This is a genomic window from Phytohabitans houttuyneae (genome assembly GCF_011764425.1).
GTDB classification, from domain to species: Bacteria; Actinomycetota; Actinomycetes; order Mycobacteriales; family Micromonosporaceae; genus Phytohabitans; species Phytohabitans houttuyneae.
Genome location: NZ_BLPF01000001.1, coordinates 3,058,247 through 3,083,004, shown reverse-complemented (window position 1 = coordinate 3,083,004; position 24,758 = coordinate 3,058,247). Strand labels below are relative to the sequence as shown.

21 protein-coding genes are annotated in these 24,758 nt (G+C 70.8%); 16 read left to right on the top strand and 5 right to left on the bottom strand.

Going from position 1 to position 24,758, the window contains the following annotated elements:
* The first annotated feature begins 160 nt into the window (after window positions 1-160).
* The 3 genes from Phou_RS13535 (at window position 161) to mctP (ending at window position 3,487) form a co-directional block, all read left to right on the top strand.
* Window positions 161-1,174, top strand: coding sequence for a glycoside hydrolase family 10 protein (locus Phou_RS13535; RefSeq protein WP_173056377.1), 1,014 nt, complete (start codon window positions 161-163; stop codon window positions 1,172-1,174).
* A gap of 215 nt (window positions 1,175-1,389) precedes the next feature.
* A complete protein-coding gene (locus tag Phou_RS55440) occupies window positions 1,390-1,800 on the top strand; it encodes a DUF3311 domain-containing protein (protein ID WP_173056376.1) in 411 nt (136 codons plus the stop codon).
* Between the two features lies 1 nt (window position 1,801).
* Complete coding sequence (mctP, locus tag Phou_RS13525) at window positions 1,802-3,487, top strand: monocarboxylate uptake permease MctP (protein WP_173056375.1); 1,686 nt, start codon at window positions 1,802-1,804, stop codon at window positions 3,485-3,487.
* 81 nt (window positions 3,488-3,568) lie between these two features.
* Here the strand turns inward: mctP and Phou_RS13520 are convergent, their stop codons facing one another.
* The 5 genes from Phou_RS13520 to Phou_RS13500 form a co-directional block, all read right to left on the bottom strand.
* Complete coding sequence (locus Phou_RS13520) at window positions 3,569-4,546, bottom strand: pirin family protein (protein WP_246273529.1); 978 nt, start codon at window positions 4,544-4,546, stop codon at window positions 3,569-3,571.
* A gap of 14 nt (window positions 4,547-4,560) precedes the next feature.
* Complete coding sequence (locus Phou_RS13515) at window positions 4,561-4,734, bottom strand: DUF6104 family protein (RefSeq protein ID WP_173056374.1); 174 nt, start codon at window positions 4,732-4,734, stop codon at window positions 4,561-4,563.
* Window positions 4,721-8,446, bottom strand: coding sequence for a multifunctional oxoglutarate decarboxylase/oxoglutarate dehydrogenase thiamine pyrophosphate-binding subunit/dihydrolipoyllysine-residue succinyltransferase subunit (locus Phou_RS13510; RefSeq protein WP_173056373.1), 3,726 nt, complete (start codon window positions 8,444-8,446; stop codon window positions 4,721-4,723). Before Phou_RS13510 ends, Phou_RS13515 begins: the two co-directional genes overlap by 14 nt.
* Window positions 8,447-8,642: 196 nt before the next feature.
* Complete coding sequence (locus Phou_RS13505; RefSeq protein WP_173056372.1) at window positions 8,643-9,461, bottom strand: ABC transporter permease; 819 nt, start codon at window positions 9,459-9,461, stop codon at window positions 8,643-8,645.
* Window positions 9,458-10,369, bottom strand: a complete 912-nt coding sequence (locus Phou_RS13500) for an ABC transporter ATP-binding protein (RefSeq protein WP_173056371.1) — start codon at window positions 10,367-10,369, stop codon at window positions 9,458-9,460. Before Phou_RS13500 ends, Phou_RS13505 begins: the two co-directional genes overlap by 4 nt.
* Before the next feature lie 176 nt (window positions 10,370-10,545).
* Between Phou_RS13500 and Phou_RS13495 the strand changes: the two genes are divergently transcribed.
* From Phou_RS13495 to Phou_RS52585, 13 genes are all read left to right on the top strand, one after another.
* Window positions 10,546-11,349, top strand: a complete 804-nt coding sequence (locus Phou_RS13495; protein WP_173056370.1) for a GNAT family N-acetyltransferase — start codon at window positions 10,546-10,548, stop codon at window positions 11,347-11,349.
* Window positions 11,346-12,173: a lysophospholipid acyltransferase family protein gene (locus tag Phou_RS13490; RefSeq protein ID WP_173056369.1), complete on the top strand. Its 828-nt coding sequence runs from the start codon at window positions 11,346-11,348 to the stop codon at window positions 12,171-12,173. Before Phou_RS13495 ends, Phou_RS13490 begins: the two co-directional genes overlap by 4 nt.
* Window positions 12,174-12,275: 102 nt before the next feature.
* The gene (locus Phou_RS13485; RefSeq protein ID WP_173056368.1) at window positions 12,276-13,121 is read left to right on the top strand and encodes a DUF4097 family beta strand repeat-containing protein; all 846 of its coding nucleotides are present in this window, start codon (window positions 12,276-12,278) and stop codon (window positions 13,119-13,121) included.
* On the top strand, window positions 13,118-13,753 hold the full coding sequence (locus Phou_RS13480) for a PadR family transcriptional regulator (RefSeq protein WP_173056367.1): 636 nt from the start codon (window positions 13,118-13,120) through the stop codon (window positions 13,751-13,753). Before Phou_RS13485 ends, Phou_RS13480 begins: the two co-directional genes overlap by 4 nt.
* A gap of 89 nt (window positions 13,754-13,842) precedes the next feature.
* Window positions 13,843-14,544, top strand: coding sequence for a response regulator transcription factor (locus Phou_RS13475; protein ID WP_173056366.1), 702 nt, complete (start codon window positions 13,843-13,845; stop codon window positions 14,542-14,544).
* 17 nt (window positions 14,545-14,561) lie between these two features.
* Window positions 14,562-16,142, top strand: coding sequence for a sensor histidine kinase (locus tag Phou_RS13470; protein ID WP_173056365.1), 1,581 nt, complete (start codon window positions 14,562-14,564; stop codon window positions 16,140-16,142).
* Between the two features lie 90 nt (window positions 16,143-16,232).
* Window positions 16,233-18,035 carry a trypsin-like peptidase domain-containing protein gene (locus Phou_RS13465; protein ID WP_173056364.1) on the top strand — a complete coding sequence of 601 codons (1,803 nt, stop codon included), beginning with the start codon at window positions 16,233-16,235 and terminating at the stop codon, window positions 18,033-18,035.
* Between the two features lie 283 nt (window positions 18,036-18,318).
* Window positions 18,319-20,685 carry a cyclic nucleotide-binding protein gene (locus tag Phou_RS13460; RefSeq protein ID WP_173056363.1) on the top strand — a complete coding sequence of 789 codons (2,367 nt, stop codon included), beginning with the start codon at window positions 18,319-18,321 and terminating at the stop codon, window positions 20,683-20,685.
* Entirely contained in the window at window positions 20,640-21,734 is a 1,095-nt protein-coding gene (locus Phou_RS13455; protein ID WP_173056362.1) for a hypothetical protein, read from the top strand. The genes Phou_RS13460 and Phou_RS13455 overlap by 46 nt, the downstream gene beginning before the upstream one ends.
* 270 nt (window positions 21,735-22,004) lie before the next feature.
* Window positions 22,005-23,282: an Os1348 family NHLP clan protein gene (locus tag Phou_RS13450; protein ID WP_173056361.1), complete on the top strand. Its 1,278-nt coding sequence runs from the start codon at window positions 22,005-22,007 to the stop codon at window positions 23,280-23,282.
* Between the two features lie 92 nt (window positions 23,283-23,374).
* A complete protein-coding gene (locus Phou_RS54435; RefSeq protein WP_281365029.1) occupies window positions 23,375-23,716 on the top strand; it encodes an ATP-binding cassette domain-containing protein in 342 nt (113 codons plus the stop codon).
* Window positions 23,713-24,405, top strand: coding sequence for an ABC transporter ATP-binding protein (locus Phou_RS13445; RefSeq protein ID WP_281365028.1), 693 nt, complete (start codon window positions 23,713-23,715; stop codon window positions 24,403-24,405). Before Phou_RS54435 ends, Phou_RS13445 begins: the two co-directional genes overlap by 4 nt.
* Window positions 24,339-24,683 (top strand): hypothetical protein, encoded by a 345-nt coding sequence (locus Phou_RS52585; protein ID WP_173056360.1) that lies wholly within the window; start codon window positions 24,339-24,341, stop codon window positions 24,681-24,683. Before Phou_RS13445 ends, Phou_RS52585 begins: the two co-directional genes overlap by 67 nt.
* Window positions 24,684-24,758: the final 75 nt, after the last annotated feature.

Below are 24,758 nucleotides of genomic sequence, written 5' to 3'. Positions count from 1 at the left end.
GACACGCAAACACTCATCAATGTCTCCAGCTCAAAGTGTTTGCTGGACGATCACTTTGGGTGCTTTTGTGGGTGGCGCGGCGCTGCCTCCAAAGGCGACCGAGAGGCAAACTTCCGGAAAGCGTTGACGGGCATTTCCGGGCCGAGAATACTTCTCATCCATGAGCATCAATGTGCGTACCGCAGTGGCCGGGCTGGCGCTGGTCGTTGTCGCGCTCCCCACCGGTGCGAGCGCGGCGGCGCCCGCGACCCTCGGCGCCGCCGCGGCGGCGAAGGGACGCACCTTCGGCGCCGGCGTGACCGCGGCGAAGCTGGCCGACAGCGCGTACGTGGGCATCCTCGACCGCGAGTTCTCCTCGGTCACGCCGGAGAACGAGATGAAGCTCGACGCCACGGAGCCGCAACGCGGCCAGTTTTCGTTCGGGCCGGCCGACCGGGTCGTGCAGCACGCCCAGGCCCGAGGCATGAAGGTGCGCGGCCACTCGCTGTTGTGGCACAGCGGCCAGCCGGGATGGCTGCAGAGCCTGACCGGGCCGGTGCTGCGCGAGGCGATGCTCAACCACGTCACGCAGGTCGCGGCGCACTTCCGTGGCCAGGTCGTTTCGTGGGACGTCGTCGACGAGGCGTTCGCCGACACCGGTGGTCGGCGGCGCGACTCCAACTTCCAGCGCACCGGCGACGACTGGATCGAGGCCGCCTTCCGTGCCGCGCGGGCCGCCGACCCCGGCGCGAAGCTCTGCTACAACGACTACAACGTCGAGGACTGGGCGTCGCAGAAGACCCAGGCCGTGTACGCGATGGTCCGCGACTTCAAGCAGCGGGGCGTGCCGATCGACTGCGTCGGCCTCCAGTCCCACTTCGGCTTCGGCATCCCGTACCCGGCGAGCTACCGCACGACGCTGTCGTCCTTCGCCGCACTCGGGGTGGACGTGGAGATCAGCCAGCTCGACGTGGTGGGCTCCGGTGCCGAGCAGGCGGGCACGTACCGGCGCGTGGTCGAAGACTGCCTGGCGGTCGCCCGCTGTACCGGCATCACGGTGTGGGGCGTGCGGGACACCGACTCGTGGCGGAGCAGCGGGACACCGCTGCTCTTCGATGGCGCGGGCAACCCGAAGGCGGCCTACGACGCGGTGCTGGCGGCGCTCACGAGCCGCCCGTGCGGCCGTCCACGGTAGAGCGCGAAAACACTCGATATTACGCGAAGCGATCCGCTCAATGCGGATTGTTACCTGAAATGCCCGGGTCGACAAAAGGCGAAATTGACCGGAAACATTTCGAACAGGTAGATGAGTACCGATCGGTCGATCGGAGGATCCAGCGGACATCTGCGTATCTGACGATGGTCGTCCGTGACTCTCGTCACGGACAAACCACCCCAACGGAGGCAGGGATGGTCGCAGATCGGCGTGCGCGAGAGACATGGCCCACCGGCCCGCCGCAGGCACCGCCTCCTTGGCGCGGACCCGCCGAGTCGCCCCCGCCGCGCCGGGGACCTTCCGAAACACGGCAGTCGTGGCAGGCGCCCAGCGGCCCGCAAGGTCCCGGCGCGTGGCCGCCCCGCCGGCCGGACCCCAACGTCGGCACGCCGCAAGCCACCAAACGGAAGCGGCGGGCCGACGCCAGCCCGTGGAACTGGCTGCTGCTCATCCCGATCGTCGTGCCGCTGCTGCCGCCGCTCTACAACCGCATGGAGCCGACACTGCTGGGTCTCCCGTTCTTCTACTGGTGCCAGCTGGCCTTCGCCGGGTTGGCCGCGGTGACCACAGTGATCGTTCACATCGCGACGAAGGACCGGCGGTGACATGCCCAGCTTCGCTGACCACCAGGTCGAGTTCTGGATCTTCGCGTTCATGTTCGGCCTGGTCACCATCATGGGATTCGCGGCGGCGCGGTGGCGGCGGCCGGACAACATCCACACGCTGGAGGAGTGGGGTCTCGGCGGCCGCGCGTTCGGCAACTGGGTGACGTTCTTCCTGCTGAGCGGCGATGTCTACACGGCGTACACGTTCGTGGCCGTGCCCACGCTCGTCTTCGGTGTCGGCGCCTCCGGCTTCTTCCCGATGCCGTTCCTGGTGATCGTGTACCCGATGCTCTTCGTGGTGCTGGCCCGCTTCTGGTCGGTCTGCCACGTACACGGGTTCGTCACGCCGGCCGAGTTCGTACGCGCCCGCTTCGGCTCGAAGTTTCTCGCGCTGGCCATCGCGGTGACCGGCATCCTCGCCACGATGCCGTACATCGCGCTGCAGCTCATCGGCATCGAAGCGGTCTTCAAGGTGATGGGGCTGCCCGAGGGGTGGCCGCTCACCGCCGCCTTCATCGTCCTGGCGCTGTACACGTTCAACTCCGGCCTGCGCGCCCCGGCGCTGATCTCCATCGTCAAGGACGCGCTGGTGCTGTGGACGGTGCTCGCCGCGTTCCTGATCGTCGCCTCCCATTCCGGCGGCTGGAGCAGCGTTTTCCGCGTGGCCGAGGAAAAGTACGCGACCTCGCCGAGCACCAACGACGGCCTGCTCCTGGCCGCCGGGCAGGAGCTCAACTACGTCACGCTCGCGCTCGGCTCGGCGGTCGCCCTCTTCCTGTACCCGCACACGCTCACCGGCGTGCTCGCCTCGCGCAACCGGGCGACGCTGCGGCGCAACCTATCGGTCCTGCCGCTTTACACGCTCACGCTCGGCGTGCTGATGCTCGTCGGGTTCGCCGCGGTCCTCAGCGACATCCAGCCGATCGCGGGTGACCGCAACACGGTGGTACCGCTGTGGTTCGACGCCAACTTCCCGGACTGGAGCGCGGGCCTCGCTTTCGCGGCCATCGGCGTCGGCGCGATGGTGCCCGCCGCGATCATGTCGATCGCGGCGGCCAACCTGTTCACCCGCGACGTGTACAAGGAGTTCATCCGGCCGCAGGCCAGCGCCAAGGAGGAGACGTTCGTCAGCAAGGTGGCTTCGCTGGCGATGAAGTTCGGCGCGGTCATCTGCATCCTGATGCTGAACACCCAGTTCGCCATCGACCTGCAGCTGATCGGCGGCGTGTTCGTGATGCAGACGCTGCCCGCCGTGGCGATCGGCCTGTTCACCGCGTGGCTGCACCGGTGGGCGCTGGTCGCGGGCATCTTCGCCGGCCTCGCTACGGGGCTCGCGATGCTGTACCAGATCCCGCAGCGCGGCGCGAACGGCGCGGTGCTCCGCGAACACTTCGGCGGCTCGGCCTGGCCCCTCAGCAACATCGGCATCGACACCGACAGCACGATCTACGTCGGCGTGGTGGCACTCGCCGTCAACCTGCTGGTGGCCGCGCTCCTCACCCCGCTCCTGCGCGGCGGTGGTGTGCCCGACGGCGTCGACCGGACCCGCGAGCACGACTACGTCGCGGACGAGGGCGACCCCACGGTCCGCCGCATGACCGAGCTGATCGACGGCGAGACGCCCCCGGAGGAGACACTCACTCCCACCGGCGGCCGCCACTCGTTCACCCCGCTGCGCCGGCCTTAGCCCTTAGCCGTTGATCAGGGAGTTGGCGGGCGGGTCGCGCGGCGCGCCCCTCCACCAACTCCCTGATCAACAAGCGGGGCGCTAGTACGTGTTGCCGTGGCGGTCGCGAGACTTGAGGCGGGTCGTGGGCATCGTGGGGGCCGGGAGGCGGTCTCCGCCGTAGCCGCGGACCTCGCCGAAGCGGTCCGACGCCGCTGCCCACTCCTCGCGGGCGGCGACGATGTCCTCGTGCGAGCGGCCCACGAAGTTCCACCACATGACCAGCGGCTCCTCGAACGGCTCGCCGCCGAGCAGGAACAGCCGCGTCTCGTCGGCCGCGCTCAGCGTGAGAGTGTCTCGCCCGCTGCCGAGGTAGAGAAGGGCGCCCGGCTCGAGCGGGGCGTCGCCGATCAGGGCGGAGCCGGTGAGCGTGATCGCCGCGTACTCGAAGTCGGCGCGCAGCGGGATGGAGACCTCGGCGCCGCCCGACAGGGCCACGTCGGCACCGAACAGCGGGGTGTGCACCCGGGCCGGTGAGCGGAGGTCGCCGAGCTCGCCGACCACGACCGTGACCGTCACGCCCTCGCCGCGGAGCACCGGCATGCTCGCGTGGTGCTCGAACCGCGCCTCCCTGGCCCGCGCGCCCTCGGGGAGCGCCACCCACAGCTGAAGTCCGTGCATGCCGGGCGGGTGGTCGGGCGGCGACTCCTCGGAGTGCGAGATGCCGTGGCCGGAGGTCATGAGGTTGAGCTGGCCGGGCACGATCGTCTGCAAGCTGCCGAGGCTGTCGCGGTGCAGCACCTCGCCTTCGAGCAGCCAGGTCACGGTCTGCAGACCGGTGTGCGGGTGCGGCGGCACCTGCATGCCCGGCCCGCTGCCGATGTCTTCCGGGCCGAAGTGGTCGGCGAAGCACCAGGCACCGACCATGCGGCGCTCGCGGTGAGGGAGCAGGCGGCGGACCACCGTGTACTTGCCGATGGGCACGTCGTGACCGGGCAGCATCACGCTGGTCGGTGCGGCGGTCACGGTCGTGATGCCGCCGCACAACGTCTCCTGCGGGTCCGCCTCCAGGTTGCTCACGAGCGTGCCCCTCGCTACTCGTCGTCGTCCAGCCGGGCCAGCCACGTGGCGAAACGCTCGATGGGCGTCTCGAACTCCGGGTTGAGGTCGATGAAATCGCGCAGCCGCTCGGCCATCCACTCCATCGTCACGGACTCGTCGCCGCGTCGCTCGGCCAGCTCCTCGATGCCGCGGTCAGTGAAGTACATGTAGTGCGGCCTCCATCAGCGCGGCCTGCTCGCCTTCGTGCAGCTTGGCCGAGCCCACCGCGGGAGCGGCCGCCGCCGGGCGGGAGATCCGCCGCAGCCGCACGCCTTCGAGGTGCTCCAGCAGGTTGAGCGCGATGAACGACCACGCGCCCTGGTTGGCCGGCTCCTCCTGCACCCAGGCGAAGTCCTCCGCGTTCGGGTACGCCGCGAGCGCCACACGAAGCTCCTCGATCGGCAGCGGGTAGAGCTGCTCCAGCCGCAGGATCACGGTGTCGGTCACCTTGCGGTCGGCGCGCGCCTGGAACAGGTCGTAGTACACCTTGCCGCTGCACAGCAGCACCCGCTTGACCTGGTCGGCCGGGGGCGCGCCCGGGTCGGCGAGCACCGGCTGGAACGTGCCGGAGGTGAAGTCTTCGACCGACGAGACCGCCAGGCGGTGGCGCAGCAGCGACTTCGGCGTGAAGACCACGAGCGGCTTGCGCTTGGGCGACAGACCTTGGCGGCGAAGCAGGTGGAAGTAGTTGGCCGGGGTGGTCGGTATGGACACCCGCATGTTGTCTTCCGCGCAGAGCTGCAGGTAGCGCTCGGGACGGCCGGACGTGTGGTCGGGGCCCTGGCCCTCGTGGCCGTGCGGGAGCAGCAGCGTCAGCGACGACTGCTGGCCCCACTTGACCTCGCCGGAGGAGACGAACTCGTCGACGACGGACTGGGCGCCGTTGGCGAAGTCGCCGAACTGGGCCTCCCACAGCACCAGCGCCTCGGTGTTTTCCACCGAGTAGCCGTACTCGAAGCCCATCGCGGCAAACTCGGACAGCAGCGAGTCGTGCACGAAGAACCGGGCCCGGTCTTCGGCCAGTGCGGACAGCGGCAGGTAGTCGTTGCCGGTGCGTGCGTCCACAATGGACGCGTGCCGCTGCACGAACGTGCCGCGGCGGGAGTCCTGGCCGGCGAGCCGGACGGTCACGCCGTCGTGCAGCAGCGCGCCGAACGCGATGATCTCGCCGAAGCCCCAGTCGATCGTGCCCTCGACGGCCATCTTGGCCCGCCGGTCGAGCAACTGCTGGATGCGCTTGTGCGGGGTAAAGCCGTCGGGCAGGTTGATGTGCGCGTCGCCGACCGCCTTGACGACCGAGGCGTCGACGGCCGTCTCCACCGCGGGCTCGGGCTCCGGCTGGCGGCTGCGGCTCGGCCGCGTCTCGGTCATGGCCGCGTCGCGGGTCGCCTTGAACACCTGCTCGAGCTGCGCCTGGTAGTCGCGGAGCAGCTCCTCGGCGTCGCCGACGGTGATGTCGCCGCGCCCGATCAGCTCCTCGGTGTAGAGCTTGCGCACCGAGCGCTTCTTGTCGATGATCGCGTACATCAGCGGGTTGGTCATCGACGGGTCGTCGCCCTCGTTGTGACCGCGCCGGCGGTAGCAGACAAGGTCGATCACGACGTCCTTGTTGAACGCCTGCCGGTACTCGAACGCCAGCCGCGCCACCCGCACGACGGCCTCGGGGTCGTCGCCGTTGACGTGGAAGATCGGCGCCTGGATCATCCGGGCCACGTCGGTGGAGTAGAGCGACGAGCGGCTGTACTCCGGGGCGGTGGTGAAGCCGACCTGGTTGTTGACCACGACGTGCACCGAGCCACCCGTGCGGTACCCGCGCAGCTGGGAGAGGTTGAGCGTCTCGGCGACCACGCCCTGGCCGGCGAACGCGGCGTCGCCGTGCACCGCGAGCGGCAGCACGGTGTAGCCCTCCAGCTTGAGGTCGATCCGGTCCTGCTTGGCCCGGACGATGCCCTCCATGACGGGGTCGACTGCCTCGAGGTGCGACGGGTTGGCGGTCACCGAAACGGTGATCGCGTGCTCGCCGTCGGGCGTCGTGAACTTGCCGACCTGGCCCAGGTGGTACTTCACGTCGCCGGAGCCGTGCGCGGTCTTGGGGTCGATGTGCCCCTCGAACTCCGAGAAGATCTTCTCGTACGGCTTGCCGACGATGTTGGCCAGCACGTTGAGCCGGCCGCGGTGCGCCATGCCGATGACGACCTCGTCGAGCTCCGCCTCGGCGGACGCCTGCAGCACCTCGTCGAGCAGCGGAATCAGCGACTCGGCGCCCTCCAGCGAGAAGCGCTTCTGCCCCACGTACTTGGTCTGCAGGAACGTCTCGAACGCCTCGGCCGCGTTCAGCCGGTTGAGGACGTGCTTCTGCTGGCTCGCGTCGGGCTTGGAGTACTTGCGCTCGATCCGCTCCTGGATCCAGCGCCGCTCTTCCGGGTCCTGGATGTGCATGTACTCGACGCCGACGCGGCGGCAGTACGAGTCGCGCAGCACGCCGAGGATCTCGCGCAGCTTCATCCGCTGCTTGCTGGCGAATCCACCGACCGGGAAGTACCGGTCGAGGTCCCAGAGCGTGAGGCCGTGCTCCAGGACGTCGAGATCCGGGTGCTTGCGGATCTGGAACTCCAGCGGGTCGGTGTCGGCCATGAGGTGGCCGCGCACCCGGTACGCGTGGATCAGCTCGTGCACCCGGGCGGTCTTGTTGATCTGGCCCTCGGAGCTGGCCACCACGTCGCGCACCCAGCGGACCGGCTCGTACGGCAGGCGGAGCGAGGTGAAGACCTCGTCGTAGAAGCCGTGCTCGCCGAGCAGCAGCTCGTGCACGTTCTTGAGGAACTCGCCGGACTGCGCGCCCTGGATGATCCGGTGGTCGTACGTGCTGGTCAGCGTGATGATCTTGCTGACCGCGAGGTCGGCGAGGGTCTCCTCGGACATGCCCGCGTAGGGCGCCGGGTACTCCATCGCGCCGACACCGATGATCGCGCCCTGTCCGGTCATCAGCCGTGGCATCGAGTGCACTGTGCCGATGCCGCCCGGGTTGGTCAGCGAGATGGTGGTGCCGGAGTAGTCCTCCATGGTCAGCTCGTTGCGGCGGGCGCGCCGGACCACGTCCTCGTACGCCTGCCAGAACTGCCGGAAGTCCATCTGCTCGGTGCCCTTGATGCTGGGCACGACGAGCGTGCGCGAGCCGTCCGGCTTGGCCAGGTCGATCGCGATGCCGAGGTTGACGTGGGCGGGCTCGACGATCGCCGGCTTGCCGTCGACCTCCGCGTACGAGTTGTTCAGCTCCGGATGCGTGTGCAGGGCCTTGATCAGCGCGTACCCGATCAGGTGGGTGAAGCTGACCTTGCCGCCACGGCCGCGCGCGAGGTGGTTGTTGATCACGATGCGGTTGTCGACGAGGAGCTTGGCCGGCACCGCCCGCACGCTCGTCGCCGTGGGGACGGCGAGGGACGCGTCCATGTTTTGCACGATGCGGGCGGCGACGCCGCGCAGCGTGGTGGTCTTCGCGTCGCTGGGTGCGGCGGCGGCCTGCTTCGCCGGCTGCTTCGCGGCCTCCTTGGGGGCGGCCTTCGGGCTCGCCTTCGCCGCGGTGCCGACAGCGGCCTTCGCGTCCGCACCCGGCTTCGCGCCGTCGGCGGCGGGCTTGGCGCCGTCACTGGGGGACTTGGCGGCCGCACTCGTCGCGGCGGCGGGCTCGGCGGCGGCGGTGGGCTCGGTGGCAGCCGGCTGGGCCGGGGTCTCCGGCTTGTAGTCGGCGAAGAAGTCGTGCCAGGCAGGGTCTACGCTGGCCGGATCGGCGAGGTAGCGCTGGTACATCTCCTCGACGATCCACTCGTTCGGGCCGAAGCCCGCCAGCGGGTTGTCCTGTGATGCCTGTTGGGTCGACACGGCCGGTAATCGCCTCTTTCACGCGGTGGACGGCTCGGGGGCGGAAGTCAGAAGTCGGCATCAAGGCTACGCCTCGCGCATAACAGGTGCGTGGTCGCGGTCTTGCCGTGTCCTGATTCACAAATGTCACAACACGGTCGGGGCGCCCCATGAGTAACGGAGCGCCCCGACTGCAACTACGAGTGGTCGCGAAGAGCTACGAGATGTCCCGCGTACGGGTGATCATCGTGCCGATCACGCCGGTGGCCACGACCCAGGCCACGAGCACCACCGCGCCGACCCAGTACTGCGGCTGGCCCGGAATGTTGGTACCGCTGACCATCAGGCCGGACGCGATCGACGGGAGGCCGAACTGCAGGTCCTCGAACCATTCCCAGTCGAGCCAGTTGGCGATCAGCGTGAAGAACACCGCACCGGCGATCGTGCCGATCAGGTAGAGCACCACCGCGGTCACGGTCGCGCCGATCTGGCTGCGGATCAGCACGCCGAAGCCGACGCCGAGGATCCCCCAGAGGACGTACGCGAGCAGGTTGAGCCCGATCGCGCGGATCACCGCCGTGTCGCCGAGATGATTGGAAAAGCCCTCGGCACTCATGAAGATGATCGTCGCCGGGATGTTCAGCGCGGTGGTGAACAGCCAGAAGCCGAACCCGGCCAGTGCGGACGCGACGAACTTGGCGACGATCACGGCCGTGCGGTGCGGCGTGGTGAGGAACGTCGTGGTGACCGTCTGGTGCTGGAACTCGCTGGTGATCACCACGATGCCGAGCAGCAGCACGAAGAGCAGGCCGAAGAACTGGCCCGACGTGTACAGGTTGGCCGCCTGGTACACCTCGTTGTACGTCGCCGCGACCTGTGGGTCGGCACCCTCCGGCGGCGCCTCGGTCAGCGTGAAGTGCGCGCCCACCGCGTTGATGAAGAAGGTCAGCGCCAGCATGCCGAAAGCGCCGAGCGCGAAGAGCCACCACGCGTTGGTGGTGCGGATCTTCAGGAACTCGCTGCGGACGAGGTTCATCGGATAGCCGCCTTTCCCGCGGTGAGCTCGAGGAACACGCGTTCAAGGTCGGGCCGCTCGGTGGTCAGCTCGTGCAGCTCGACCCCCGCCTTGAGCGCGGCCCGGCCGACGCTCGGCGCGTCCACCCCGGCGACCAGCAGGCCACCCTCGCCGTTCGGCGTGACCGTCGCGTTCAACGCGACGAGCGCGCTGGTCAGCTCCTCCACCTGCGGCGTGCGGACTCGCACCTCCGCGCTGTGCGCCATCGAGTCCATCACCTGGTCGACCGTGCCCTGGCGGACCAGCTTTCCGGCCGCGATGATCACCAGGTCGTCGGCGAGCAGCTGCATCTCGGAGAGCAGGTGGCTGGAGACGAGCACTGTGCGGCCCTGTGAGGCGAGCGACTTGAGCAGGTCGCGCATCCACCGGATGCCCTCGGGATCGAGGCCGTTGGCGGGCTCGTCGAGCACGAGCACCTTGGGGTCGCCAAGCATCGCCGCGGCGATGCCGAGCCGCTGGCGCATACCCAGCGAGTACCCCTTGAACTTGCGCTTGGCGGCGGGCGACAGGCCGACCATCGCCAGTGCCTCGTCCGCCCGCGAGCGCGGGAAGCCGGCGGCAGCGCAGATCACGCGTAGGTGGTTGATGCCGGTGCGCCCCTTGTGCGCGCTTGACGCCTCCAGGACCGCCCCGACGGTGTGCAGCGGATCGGACAGGTCGGCGTACCGCTGGCCACCGATCGTGGCCGTACCGGCCGTGGGTTTCACCAGGTTCAGCAGCATGCGCAGCGTCGTCGTCTTACCCGCGCCATTGGGGCCTAGGAAGCCCGTCACGCGCCCGGGCTCGACGGTAAACGACAAGTTGTCGACCGCTCTGACGTTTTTGTAGTGTTTCGTCAGCCCGGACACGACAATCTGTCCGTCAGACATCTCTCTCCTCCCGTGGACACGGCGCGAAGCCCGCGACCGCGCGCACACAGGGTGACGGGTGCGAAGAGGATTTTCAATCCCGCCGCATGACCTGAAGCCTCACATTCCAGATAAGCGCCACGCGCGATACACGCTCGGGATACTCCCTGATCACCGTGGATGCTTACACAGGGAGCATGGCTGTACTCCTCACCAGCGCCGCGTCCGCGGGGTCCACCGGCACCAGCGGGTACTCGCTGCTGATCGCCGATGACGGCGCAGAGGTCGCCGCCGCACAGCGGCTGCGCTACGACGTCTTCGCCGCGGAACTGGGCGCCAAGCTGCCCACCGCCGGCTCGGGGCTCGACGTGGACGAGTTCGACGAGTTCTGTGACCACCTCATCGTGCGCGAGGACTCGACGGGTGCGGTCGTCGGTACGTACCGGATGCTCCCGCCCCAGGCCGCCGTCCGCGCCGGCCGCCGGTACTCCGACACCGAGTTCGAGATGAACGCCCTCAGCCCGCTGCGCGACCACCTCGTCGAGACCGGACGCTCGTGCGTGCACCCCGAGCACCGCAGCGGCGCGGTGATCAACCTGATGTGGGCCGGCATCGCCCGCTACCTGCACCTCAAGAACCTTCGCTGGCTCGGCGGCTGCGCCTCGGTCCCCTTGGACGGCGGCCCGGAGGTCGCGGCCGGCGTCTGGCACCTGGCCCGCGCAAAGCACCTCTCGCCGCCCACGCTCCGGGTCCGCCCGCGGCGCCCGTGGCTGGCCGAGCCGGGTGCCGCCGAAGCGGTCGCCGCGCACACCGGCCGGGCCGCCGTCCCACCCCTGCTCCGCGGCTATCTGCGGCTGGGCGCGTGGATCTGCGGCGAACCGGCGTACGACCCGGACTTCGGCGTCGCCGACCTGTACGTGCTGCTCTCGCTCGACCGGGTCGACCCGCGCTACCTCAAGCATTTTCTCGGCAGCGGGCACGGCCTCGGAGGCAGCGCATGAACACCGCGAGCACGCTCTGGCAGCCCCGATCGGACTGCGGCCCCGACTGCCTGCCCGGTCCGGAGCCGGGCACGCGCGTCTCGTGGGCGCGCCAGCTGGCCCGACTCTTCGCCCTGATCGGCGCGCTGTCCGGTGGTGTGGTGTTGTTGCCGGTACTCCCTCTTATGAAATCGCGCGGACGCCGTGCCGCCGGACGTGCCTGGGCCCGCGCGATCCTTGCGGCCCTGGAGGTGAAGCTGGTCACGAAGGGCCGGCTGCCCGCGGAGAACGCGCTGCTCGTGGCCAACCACATCTCGTGGCTGGACATCGTCGCGGTGCTCGCGGTGGCGCCGGCCCGGATGCTCGCCAAGCACGACGTGCGCGCGTGGCCGGTGATCGGGCGCCTGGCCGCGTCGGCCGGCACGATCTTCGTGGACCGCACGCGGCCGAGGGCCCTTCCGGGCACGGTGGCCGAGGTCGCCGCGGCACTGCGCGGCGGCGGGGTGGTCGCGGTCTTCCCGGAGGGTACGACCTGGTGCGGCGCGATGTCCGGACACTTCCGCCCGGCGATGTTCCAGGCCGCGCTGGACGCGGGCGCCCAGGTGGTACCCGTGGCGATCAACTACGGCGAGCGGCCGACCACGGTCGCGTTCCTCGGCGACGACAGCCTGTGGGTGTCGCTGCGCCGCGTGCTCGCGGTGCGGCGCCTCCTCGTGTCGGTGACCGCGACGCCGGCGCTGCACCCGGAGGCGGTCGCGACCCGGCGGCAGCTGGCGCGCGTGGCCGAGGCGGCCGTGCGCACCGAGGGACCGGTGTACCAGCGCGCCATGGGCCTCGCCGCCTGAATTCTGCTGATCAGCGCCCCTTCCCGGCCGGGAGGGGGCGCGCTTTGTTGTGTCGCGATACGGCTCTGGCATATCGCGATGTATCGCGTTAGGCTGAGCGCCATGCCCACCTGGACGGTCGAAGGTCCGCAGCGGCTCACCTTCGAGGAGCCGGTCTCGCGTCTTGACGTATATCTCATATCCGGCCGGCTCAACGTGGTCGGCGCCGACGGGCCGGCGCGCGTCGAGATCGCCAACGCGGGGGCCAAGCCGATCATCGTGGAGGAGCGCGACGGCCGGCTCTCGGTGCGGCACGAGCGGATTCCCCGCTGGCCGGGCTTCCTGCGCTGGCTGATCCAGTTCGGCCGGCGCTACCGCGTGGACGTCTCGATCGCCGTGCCCGGCGATGCCCGCGCCGACCTGCACCTCATCGACGGCACCGTGATCGCCTCGGGCCTGCGCCGCGAGACGTTCGTCGACGTGACCTCGGGCCGCATCACGCTGATGGGGCTCGGTGGGCGCACGGTCGCCAAGCTGATCTCCGGCCCGGTCGAGGCGCTCGGTGTCGCCGACGACCTGACCATGGAGACCGTCTCCGGCGAGCTGATCCTTGCCGACAGCCCGGCCGAGCGGGTGCACGCCCGCACCGTCTCCGGCTCGATCACCTGCGACCTCGACAACCCCCGGCGCAGCGAGATCCGGCTCGGCACCACGTCCGGCAGCGTGACGGTCCGGGTGCGCGAGGACAGCGACCTCAGCGTCCACCTGCACACCACGTCCGGGCGGATCACCAGCGCCTTTCCGGGGCTGCGCTCCGGTGACGGGCCGCCGTGGACAAAGGACGCGCAGGGTGTGATCGGCGCCGGCGAGGGCAAGCTGTGGGCGAGCACCACGTCCGGCAGCATCGCGCTGCTCTCCAGGCCCGCTCCCGACCCGGACGACGCCGAGCCCGAGGATGCCGAGATATGACCGCTGTCTTCAGTCACGGGCGGCTCCGGCTGTACCTGCTCAAGCTGCTCGACGACGGCCCCAAGCACGGCTACGAGCTGATCCGCCTGCTCGAAAACCGCTTCCTGGGGCTGTACGCGCCAAGTGCCGGCACGATCTACCCGCGGCTCCAGCGGATGGAGGCCGAAGGGCTGGTCTCGCACACCGCCGCCGGCGGCCGGAAGGTGTACGAGATCACCGATGCCGGCCGCGCGGAGCTGCGCCAGCGGGCGGGTGAGCTGGCCACGCTGGAGTCGGACATTCGCGCCTCGGTGGAAGACCTCGCGTCGCTGGCCAACGAGATACAGGACGAGGTGCGCGGCTCGGTGCGCGACCTCAAGCGCGAGCTCAACCAGGCCGCGCGGGAGACCCGCCGGGGCAGCGGCGGGCGGGACTACCACTGGGAGTTCCAGTGGGCGGGTGCCGGCTCCTCCGGCCGGGGTGAGCGGGCGTCAAGTGCCGCACTCGACGAGCTGGAAAAGCGGATCGAAGCGTTCGCGGCGGAGGTGCGGCAGCTCGTGCGCAACGCGCGGCTCACCGAGGGGCAGGCGCGCACGGCGACGCGGGTGCTCGACGCCTCACTTGTCACGCTCAGGCGCCTCTTCCGCGGATGACACCGATGCGGGTGGCCACCTGGCTACTCTCAGGTTCTTCTCAGCCACTCCCCAGTCACGGCCCAGCGCCGAGGGGAATGATGTCTGGTATGGCCGCACCGCAGACTGAGGCGAGACTGCTCGTCGTCGAGGACGATCCAAACATCCTCGAGCTGCTCTCCGCCAGCCTGCGCTTCGCCGGGTTCGATGTCTCGACCGCGACCAGCGGCAGCGCGGCGGTCAACGCCGCGAAGGATCGTCGCCCCGACCTTGTGGTGCTCGACGTGATGCTTCCCGACCTCGACGGGTTCGAGGTCATCCGGCTGATGCGCGAGAGCGGCACGCGCACGCCGGTGGTGTTCCTCACCGCCCGGGACGCCACCGACGACAAGATCCGCGGCCTCACGCTCGGCGGCGACGACTACGTCACCAAGCCGTTCAGCCTGGAGGAGCTCACCGCCCGCATCCGGGCCGTGCTCCGCCGCACCACCGCCGGCGACCAGTCGCCCTCCCGCCTCACCTTCGCCGACCTCGAGCTCGACGAGGAGACGCACGAGGTCTACCGGGCCGGTCAGCGCATCCAGCTCTCGCCGACCGAGTTCAAGCTGCTGCGCTACCTGATGCTCAACGCCAACCGCGTGCTTTCCAAGGCGCAGATCCTCGACCACGTGTGGAATTACGACTTCCGCGGCGATGACAACATCGTCGAGTCGTACATCTCGTACCTGCGGCGCAAGGTCGACACGACCCAGCCGCGCCTCATCCACACCCTGCGTGGCGTGGGGTACGTCTTGCGAAAGCCGGCGACCTGACCAGTTGGTGGGCGGCCATGCTCAAGTTTGTCCGGCGCGTCCCGCTCCGCGTCAAGCTGGTCACCTCCGTCCTGGTGCTCGTCGGTATGGCGCTGCTCGTGATCAGCATCGGCAGCGCGTTCGCCCTGCGCAGCTACCTGATCGACAAGATCGATAGCGAGCTGCGCACGGCCAGCGGCGCGCTCCAGGCCTCGGCGACGGGCGACAAGCGGATCGTTGTCGGCCTCCCCTCCGACTACCTGATCGTGGTGGCCCATCCGGACACGCCGGACACGGTCGAGGGCCCGCAGTACGACGACCGCTTCGTCAAGACCAACCAGCTGCCGCGCCTCCCCACCGACTACGAAGGCTTCCAGGACCACCTCAACGAGCCGTTCACGGCGAAGACCTCCGACCAGCGCGTGCGGTGGCGGGTGCTGGTCACGCAGCTGCCCGACGGCAGCCTCATGACCGTGGCGCAAAACCTCGTCGACGTCGACGAGGCCGTCACCCGGCTGATCTGGGTCGACGCGCTGGTCGGCGGCGCGGTGCTGATCCTGCTCGCTACGATCGGCGCGGCGATCGTCCGCAGCAGCCTCGGCCCGCTGAACGAGATCGAGCGCACCGCCGCCGCGATTGCCGGCGGCGACCTCACCCGCCGCGTGCCCGACCCCGAGCCGGGGGAGGAGGAGCCGCAGACCGAGTTGGGCCGCCTCTCCCGCGCGCTCAACGCGATGCTGGCCCAGATCGAGACGGCGTTCACCGCCCGAGCCGACTCCGAGTCGGCCGCGCGTGCGGCGGAGTCGGCAGCCCGTGACGCGGCGTTCGCGGCGCAGGCGTCCGAGTCGCGGGCGCGGCGCTCCGAGGAGCGGATGCGGCAGTTCGTGGCGGACGCGTCGCACGAGCTGCGCACCCCGCTGACCACGATCCGTGGCTTCGCCGAGCTGTACCGCCAGGGTGCGGCCAGCTCGCCGGAAGACGTCGCGCGTCTGGTGCGCCGGATCGAGGACGAGGCGTCCCGCATGGGCCTGCTCGTCGAAGACCTGCTGCTGCTGGCGCGGCTCGATCGCGAGCGACCGGTGGAGCTCGCGCCGGTCGAGCTGCCGGTGCTGGCCGCCGACGCGGTGCAGGCCGCCCGGGCGATCGCGCCGGACCGGCAGATCCAGCTGGAGGTCGTCCCCGGCGCCGGGCAGCTCGTCGTCTTCGGCGACGACGCGCGGCTGCGCCAGGTGATCGGCAACCTGATGACCAACGCGCTGACGCACACCCCGCCCGACGCTTCCGTCACCCTGCGCCTGCAGTCCGTCAAGCGTGGCGACGGCGACTTCGAGGCCATGGTCGAGGTGGTGGACACCGGGCCCGGCCTGTCGGCTGAGCAGTCGGAGCGGGTCTTCGAGCGCTTCTACCGGGCCGACGCCGCGCGCACCCGGCGGGCCGACGGCTCCACCGGCAGCGGCCTGGGGCTGGCCATCGTGGCCGCGCTTGTCGCCGCGCACAACGGGACGGTCGAGGTCGACTCCACCCCGGGTAAAGGCGCCACCTTCCGGGTACGACTGCCGTTGGCTCCGGAGGAAAATGACGCGCTCGGGTCCGACGACGGCGAGCCGCTGGAGCCGTAGGCGGGCGTGTGTCTCGACGGCCCGTGATTCACAGGGAACGTTCAGTGCGGTTTCAGGCGCGTTGAAGAGCGAGCGGGGAAGGTAAATGTCATGAGCGAGCACGAGACCAACCCGCAGCGGCAGCCGGTCAGCCCCGACGCCGAGCCGTCGCACCCGACCACCGAGCTGCTACCCGCCGCGCGGGAGCAGTCCGCCGCCTCCGACCAGACCCAGCAGGTCCCGGTCGTCTCCGAGCAGTCCACCCCGCCCACACCGGCCCCGTCCGCGGTCCCGGACGCGCCGGCGCCAAGCAACACAGCGCCGGACGTGACCGCCCAGATCCCGGCCGTGCCGCCGACCCCTCCGGCCTCGACGGGCCCGGCGGTGCCTTCCGCGCCTCCGGCCCCGAGCACGCCGTCGGTGCCCTCAGCACCTCCCGCCTCGACCGCTCCCGCGGTGCCTTCCGCGCCTCCCGCACCGAGTGGCCCGGCGGTGCCTTCCGCGCCTCCGGCCTGGAGCGGTCCGGCGGTGCCTTCCGGGCCGGCCGCCGCGCCCACCGGCCCGCCGCCGGGTGGGTATGCCCCGCCCTCCAGCCCGTGGCAGCACCCCGACCGCGCGCACCAGCCGACCTGGCCTGGAAACGCGGGCTACGCAGGCGCTGGCGTGCCGCCGGTGACCGCACCGCCGGCCGCTGGTGGCCCGCTCCCGCACGGCCAGGTCTCCCCGGGGCCCGCCATGCACGGTCCGGTGCCAGCACCCGCGAGCGGCGCGCCGCACTACGGCCCGCTCCCGCCCGGCCAGGTGCCGGTGTGGGCTCAGCAGCCCGGTGCACCGCCGCAGCGTGAGCGCTCCGGCCGCTTCGGGCGCTACGCGATGCTCGGCGTCGCCGCGCTCGTGCTGATGGCCGGCTCCGGCGTGGCCGGCGGCGCGATCGCGACCGCCCTCGACGACAACTCGCCGACCACGGTCAACCGGACGTATTCGGCGGCGCCCATCCTCAACCAGGCGGACCTTCCGGGCATCGCGGCAAAGGTGGCGGGGAGCGTCGTCTCGATCGCCGCGGGCAACGCGAGCGGCTCGGGCGTCGTGATGAGCGAAGACGGATACGTGCTGACAAACAACCACGTTGTTGCCGACGCGCAAAACAGCACCGTCAAGCTGACCTTCGCTGACGGCAAGACAGCCAACGCCAAGGTCGTGGGCACCGACCCGCGCACAGACCTCGCCGTGGTCAAGGCCGAGGGTGTGTCGGGCCTCAGCGCGGCGACGTTCGGCGACAGCGACGGCATGCAGGTCGGCGACACAGTGCTGGCCATCGGCAGCCCGCTCGGCCTCGACGGCTCGGTGACCTCCGGCATCATCAGCTCGAAGGACCGCACCATCCAGACCGGCAACGACCAGCAGCAGGACCCGTTCTCCCAGCAGCAGCAGGCGCCGGTGAGCTCGATCTCCGGGCTGCTGCAGACGGACGCTCCGATCAACCCGGGCAACTCCGGCGGCGCTCTGGTCAACACCCGGGGCGAGGTGATCGGCATCAACACGGCGATCCTCACCGCGGGCCAGGGCAACGGAAACATCGGCGTCGGCTTTGCCATCCCGAGCAACAAGGCCAAGTCGGTGGCAGACGCCCTGCGCAACGGCGAAAAGGTTAGCCACCCGTCACTCGGCGTGTCGGTCAACGACGCGGACGGTGGCGGCGCGCTGATCGGCGCTGTCAACGAAAACAGCCCCGCGTCCAAGGCCGGCCTCCAGCAGGGCGACGTGGTGACCAAGTTCGGCGACAAGACCATCGGCGACTCCGACGACCTGGTGGGCGCGGTGCAGTCCGGCAAGGTCGGCGACCAGGTGCAGATCACCTTCAAGCGAAATGGTCAGGAGCAGACGGCAACCGTGACGCTGGCTGAAGCGTCCTAACAAGCAGTACCGGCGCACTACGGGCGGACCGGTGCCACACAACGGCACTCCGCCTCCTCCCCAAATGAGCGGCGGGCGACGTGGACCTCGGGGGTTGGCCACGTTGCCCGCCGTTCACCATTTGTGCGTCCATTAGGTCCACCTGCGCTGCCTTCCCGGCCCGTCAACCGGCAGTTTCGGGCAGATTTAGCTGTACGGGTGTTGTCAGGTAGCGGACTGGCTGTCCCGTCGGTCGATGTCTTGGCCCTACTCTGCATCCCGCAACCTGGGGGAGGGGTAGCGCGTGACGGTCGTAGAGACCCGCTTGAGCGTGTGGGAAGCGCTCGCGGGCCGAGCACCGGGTCGGCCGGCTGGTCCGGCGGACCCAGGGCTGTGGGCGGCGGTGGTCGAGCGGCTCAATCCGGCTCGGGCCAAGCCGGTTCTGCGGCTCGGCATCGAGGCGGTTGAGCTGATCAACGTGCGCGACGTGCCGTACGTGATGCTCCGCTCGCCGGACGACCGCGGCGGGGCGTGCTACCTGCGGCTTTCGCCGGAGGAGTGGCAGCTCGCGCAGCTGATGGACGGCACGCGCACGGTGGCCCGGCTGGTCGCCGACTTCGCGCGGCTCAGCGGCCGCCTGGCGCCCGAGCAGGTCACCCGCGTCGTCGCCGACCTGGCCGGCAACCGCATGCTCGCCGAGCTGCCGCTCGACGCGTTCCGGCCGCTCGACGCCATCGCCCGCCGGCCCTTGCCGCTGCGGTTCGGTCGCGCGCTGCTCGCGGTCGTGCGCGGCCGGCGCATGGTGCTTGCCAACATCGACCCGCTGGTCACGTTCCTGTACCGGGCCGGTGGGCGGGTGCTCTTCACCCGGCCGGCGGCGTTCGTGCTGGCGATGGTCTCGGTGCTCGGGCTGGTGCTCTTCGGCTGGACGTGGTGGCGTGGCGAGCAGGCCGTCTTCCTGACCGGCGGGTCGTACGCGGCGGGCGCGGCCGTGCTCCTCGCGCTCAACGTGCTCGCCCTCGCCTGCCACGAGCTGGGCCACGCGCTCGCCACCAAACACGCCGGGCGGCGCGTGCCGGCGGCCGGTTTCCTCGTCTACTTCGGCATCCCGTCGATCTTCGTGGACACCACCGACGTGTGGATGGCGGGCCGGCGCGCGCGCATGCTCACCACCGCATCCGGGCCCGCCGCCGGCCTGATCCTCGCCGGCCTCGCCCAGATCGTCGGGCTGCTCGTGCCCGAGGCGGCGCCGTGGGCGTTCAAGCTGGCCTTCGCCTGGTACCTGAACGCGCTGTTCAACCTCAACCCCTTCCTCGCGCTCGACGGCTACTACTTCCTGATGGACTGGCTGGAGATCGCCAACCTGCGCGCTCGCGGCCTGGCGTACGTGGTGGCCCGCCTCCGCCGCCGCCCGCCGTCCTGGGGCCAGCTCGACCGGGAGGGGCGGATCATCGCCCTGTACGGCACGCTCGCTGTCCTCTGGCTCGTCATCGCCGTCAACCTCGGCTGGCGCATCTGGACCGACCGCGTCGAAGGGCTGATAACCGGGCTGTGGCGCTCCGGCTGGCCGGCCCGGCTGCTGCTCTTCGCGGTGGTGGTGGGTCTCGCCGCGCCACTCGTGTACCTGCTCACCGGGTGGCTCGGCCGCCTCTGGCGCCAGGCGCGCAGGCGGGCGGCCGAGCGCCGCGTCGCCACCGACCTGCCCCGCCGCCTCGACGTGCTGCGCTCCTCGGCGCTCGGGCGGCTGCCGCTCGACCGGCTCACCCACCTCGCGACCCACGCCACCTGGGTGCATCCGCGCACCGGGCAGCAGCTCGTCTTCGCCGACGCCGCGCAGCCCGCCGTGTTCGTCGTGGTCGACGGCGCGATGGAGGGGCGGCGCCCCGGCGACCCGGCCGGCACGGTGCGTGAGCGGCTCGGCCCAGGCGGCGTGATCGGCCTCGCGGCCGCGGTCACCGGCTCGCCGGCGACACTCGCGTGGCACACAGCCGGCACGACGCTGCTCGCCGTACCGCCCGCGCTCGTCGCCGCCGCCGTCGGCCGGCTGCCCGGGCCGCCACCCGCTGATCGGGCGGAGGCGGAATCGCTCTTCGCCGACACCCCCGCCCTCGACGGGCTGGCCGCCGAGGAAAAGATCGGCCTCATCGCGCAGGCGCGCCCCACCGCCCTCGAGCCGGGCGCGCCGGTGATCCTGCCGGCCGCGCACGCCGCGCTGGTCATCGCCACCGGCGTGGTCGTACTTCCCGACGGCACCGAGCTGCGCCGCGGCACGATGATCGGGCCGATGGGCCACACGATGGACGAGCCCGTCGCGTACGCGCGTACCCACGTGCGCCTCTGGACCGTCCCGGCCGTCTCCGGCCTACCCTTGCTGCTCGGCGCCTCACCCGCCGGCGCGGCGGCCGAGGCCGCCCCGATCGTGCGGGGGCAGGCGGCACCCGCCGCCGGCGTGCACCCGGCCGCCGACTACCCGCCGCTCGCCTCGCCGCCCGGCCCGCCACCGCCCGCCGACGAGGAGGTCGACCGGCGGTTCGAACGGCGCCTGTGGTGGCTTGTGCTGCTCTTCCTGCTGCTGGCCATCGGCACCGGCGTCGCCAACCTCATCCCGGGCCCGCGTGGGCCGAGATGCCGGGCGACAAGGCGCTGCTCACCGCCGAGCGCGGCCGCGTGATCGCCACCCTCGACGGGCGCACGGTGACGCTGGAGGAGGGCGACCGGCTGTACGTGGCCGAGGGCAGCGACATCCGCGTGCAGACGAAGTCCGCCGGCCGGCTCACCTTCCGCGGCGGCGCAGCACTCGTACTCTGCGGCGAGACCCGCACCGACGTCGGTCCACTGTGGAGCACCGGCCGGCGGCAGGTGGAGCCGCACGGCAAACTGACCCTCGACAGTGGACGCGTGCTGGCCGACACCGCCTCGACGAGCGGAGCGTTCGCGTCACTCGCGCTGGAGATCGGCAGCGGCGCCAGCCGGGTGGTCAACGACGGCCCGGCCTGGTACTCGGTCACCGGCGGCAACGCGTCAGTCTCGGACGGCAAGGTCAACGTCGACGGCACCCGCCAGCCCATCACCAACCGCCCGCTCACGTGCGGCGACGGCGTGGTCGTCCGGCCGCCCGCGGGCACGCCGTCGGACAGCCCGTCGCCGTCGGAGTCGCTGATTCCGGAGGAGACGCCGACCCCGACGCCTTCGCCGACAGCCAGCCCGACGGAGGGCGACGACCCGACCAACCCCGGCGACCCGGGTGACCCGGGTGACCCGACGACGCCCGGCGTGCCCCCGACCACTCCCGGGGTGCCGCCAACCACCCCCGGCGTCCCCCCAACGACTCCGGGCCGAACGACACCGCCTCCGACCAGCGCGTCACCGTCGGAGAGTCCGACCCCGCCGCGTGACACGACCGGGCCAACCGTGTCGGTCGCTGCCACTCCCAGGAGCGTCTTCTGTGGATCAGACGAAACAATCTCCGTTTCGGGCTCCGCCAAGGACGACGTGAGCGACCCGGGTCGAATCGCCGTCCGAGGATCATGGCGGATGGGGGAGCTCAGTGGTCAGATCGATCTAGCCGGAAACGGCGCGGAATTTGGTGGCAGCTTCGTCCTGCCGGCAGAAGCTGGCCGGCAAAACGCATCTAGCGTCGTCATAACTGTCACGGCAACGGACGAGGCGAAGAACACGGGTTCCGGCCAAACGTCGGTTAGCTGCACCATCATCGGCTGAGGAGACTTGGGTGCTTTGTTGGTTTTGCGCCAAGGCGGCGCGTGGGGGATGCCGGTTCTGTGGGCGTGGCATCTGTGAGGATCACGCGCGCTTCGGGCCGTTCCTCTTGGAGGTGCACCGCTCGGAGGCCCGGCGCCGCGCCGAGGGTCTCGTGGTCGAAGACGCTCTCCAGTGCGGCACGTGCCGGCCGCGCCCGCAGCCCATACCCATGCCAGAGCTGGACTGAACCGAGGATGTCTCCCGTTGCCGTTCCGGGCTACCGTGGCCGGCATGAGCGACTTCGATGCCGTGCTGGAGCGGCTGGTCACCGACCAGGCGTTCGCGGCCGCGCTGGCGGCTGACCCGGCCGCGGCGCTGGCCGGCTACCGGCTCGATCCGGACGAGATCGAGCTGCTGCACAGCCAGGTCGGCGGTGAGACCGGCGGCCAGCACGCGGTCGAGGTGCGAGCCAACCAGTCAAGCCTCTTCGGCATGCTCTCCCCGCTGGTCGGCATGGCCGGCGCGCTGCCCAGCCTCGCCGACAGCCTGCCGGGGAGCGGCACGCCCGGCTCGGGGGCGGCGGCACACCAGGGCTTCGGCGCGGCGCAGGTCGTTTCCGGCCAGGGCCCGGTCGAGGGTGCGGCGGGAGTGCCCGGCCAGGGGAGTTTCGGGCCGGTCGAGGGTGCGGCGGGAGTGCCCGGCCATGCGGGTTTCGGGCCGGCTGAGAGCGTGGCGGGAGTGCCCGGCCAGGGCGCAGGCTTCCCGATGGACGGGGGCACCCCGGCGGGGGCGACCGAGGGCTTCGGTTACGCGCCGGCGGGGGCGACCGAGGGCTTCGGTTACGCGCCGCCGGGCCAGGCCGGGTTCGGTGCGGAGGGTCACGCGGGGTTCGGTGCGGCGCCCGGGAGCGAAGGGCACGCGCCATCCGGCAGCGAGGGATACGCCGGGTTCGGCGCGGCGCCCGGCACCCAGGGGCACGCAGGCTTCGGCGCGGCGCCGGGCAGCCAGGGCCACGGCGGGTTCGGAGCGGCAGAGGGCGGTGTCCCCGGCGCGGGCTGGCCCTCAGCCGGTGGGCCGGCTGGCGCTTGGCCGCCCGCTCAGGGCGCCGGGCCGGCCGGACACATCTTCCCCGGTGGGCTGCACCCGGGCGGCGGCCTCGGTGGCTTCGGGGACGCGATCGGCGACGCGCTCGGGCCGGGTGGGCCGCAGGCCGACGCCAGCGGTGGTGACCATGCGATTCCGGAGGGTTACCACGCCGGTCTCGACCTCGACGGCGACGGCCGCGACGACGAGCACATCCTGCGCGGCCGGGCAGACGGTGGGGTCGACATCCTTGTCGACCGTGACGGTGACGGGCGGGTCGACATCATCGGGCACGACGATGACGCTGACGGGCACGTGGAGTCCGCCGACTACGACAAGGACGGCGACGGGCACTTCGAGCGCACGCGCTACGACGATGACGGCGACGGATGGCTCGACCGCACGGTCGTCGATGAAGAAGGCGACACGAAAGTGGACAGCACCGTCGACTTGGCATCGATCGCCAAGCATCTTCGCATGTCCTGATCGCCGCCTGGCGAGCGTCACGCGCCGCCCGGCGAGTCGGCTCTAGCGCGGAGGCCGCTCTCCCACGACGATGGTCACGGGAGGTGGTATCCGTGGTCGCCATCGCCACCGACCGGCTGACAAAGGTGTTCTCAGACGGCACCGTCGCGGTCGACGAGGTGACCATCGAGGCTGCGTCGGGTGAGTTCCTGGTGCTGCTCGGTCCGACCGGCTGTGGCAAGTCCACGATCTTGCGCCTGGTCGCCGGCCTCGAGGAGGAGACCAGCGGCCACGTGCTGATCGACGGCCAGGTGGTCGACCGCCTCTCGGCCAAAGATCGGCGGGTGGCGATGGTCTTCCAGGACTACGCGCTCTATCCACATCTGACGGTCGCGCAAAACATCGGCTTCCCGCTGCGCGCCGGCCACCACGCCCCGACGCCGAGGCGCGGGTGACCGAGGTGGCCGAGCACCTGGGCGTGACCGACCTGCTCCACCGGCTGCCGGGCCACCTCTCCGGCGGGCAGCGGCAGCGGGTGGCGATGGCTCGCGCGATCGTGCGCAAGCCGCAGGCGTTCCTCCTGGACGAGCCGCTGTCCAATCTCGACGCCGGGCTGCGCGCCGACCTCCGCACCGACGTGGCCGCGCTGGCCCGCCGACTCGGCGTCACCACGCTCTACGTGACGCACGACCAGACCGAGGCCATGACCATGGCCGACCGGGTGGCGGTGCTGCGCCGTGGCGTGCTCCAGCAGATCGGCCCGCCCGCCGAGGTGTATGGGGATCCGGCCACCCTCTTCGTCGCCGCGTTCATCGGCACGCCCCGCACCAACCTGCTGCAGGGCGCCATCTACATGGAGGCCGAGCGCACGGTCATCGACCTGGGCTCGCAGCTGCTGGAGCTGCCGCACACCGAGGCGCTCGCCAGCCACCACAATGACCGGGTCACCGTGGCCATGCGCGCCGACGCGTTGCGACCCGTGCCGGACGAGAGCGCGCGGGGCCGGTGCTGCGCGGCGAGGTGCGGCTGGTGGAAAACCTCGGCCACGAGGCGCTGGTTCACCTCGACACCGGCATCATGCCGACGCCGATCGAGGAGTCGCGGCTGGAGCACCCGGACACCGGCCAGCACCTGGCCGACGTGATCGCGGAGGACCCGCCGGCCGGGCACCCGTTCCGGCAGGCGCTGTCCCGCATGATGCCGCACGCCCGGCCGGAGGCGCAGCCGGCGACCGCCCGCACGGAGTACGGGTTCTATCCCGTCTACGACGCCGAGCTCTCCGACCAGCCACCGCTCGGCGACGTCGTCGTCCGCGTGCCGGCGCCCGTGCTGCCCCGCCGTGGCGAGTCGATGACAGTGCAGGTCGACCTCGACAAGCTGATGCTCTTCGACCGGGGTGGTCACCGGATCCGCCTGGCGTGAGATCGCCGCCAATGGGTCACCCTCTTTACAAAAACTGTTAAGAGTCTTAATAATTGGCCATCCTTCGATGGGAGG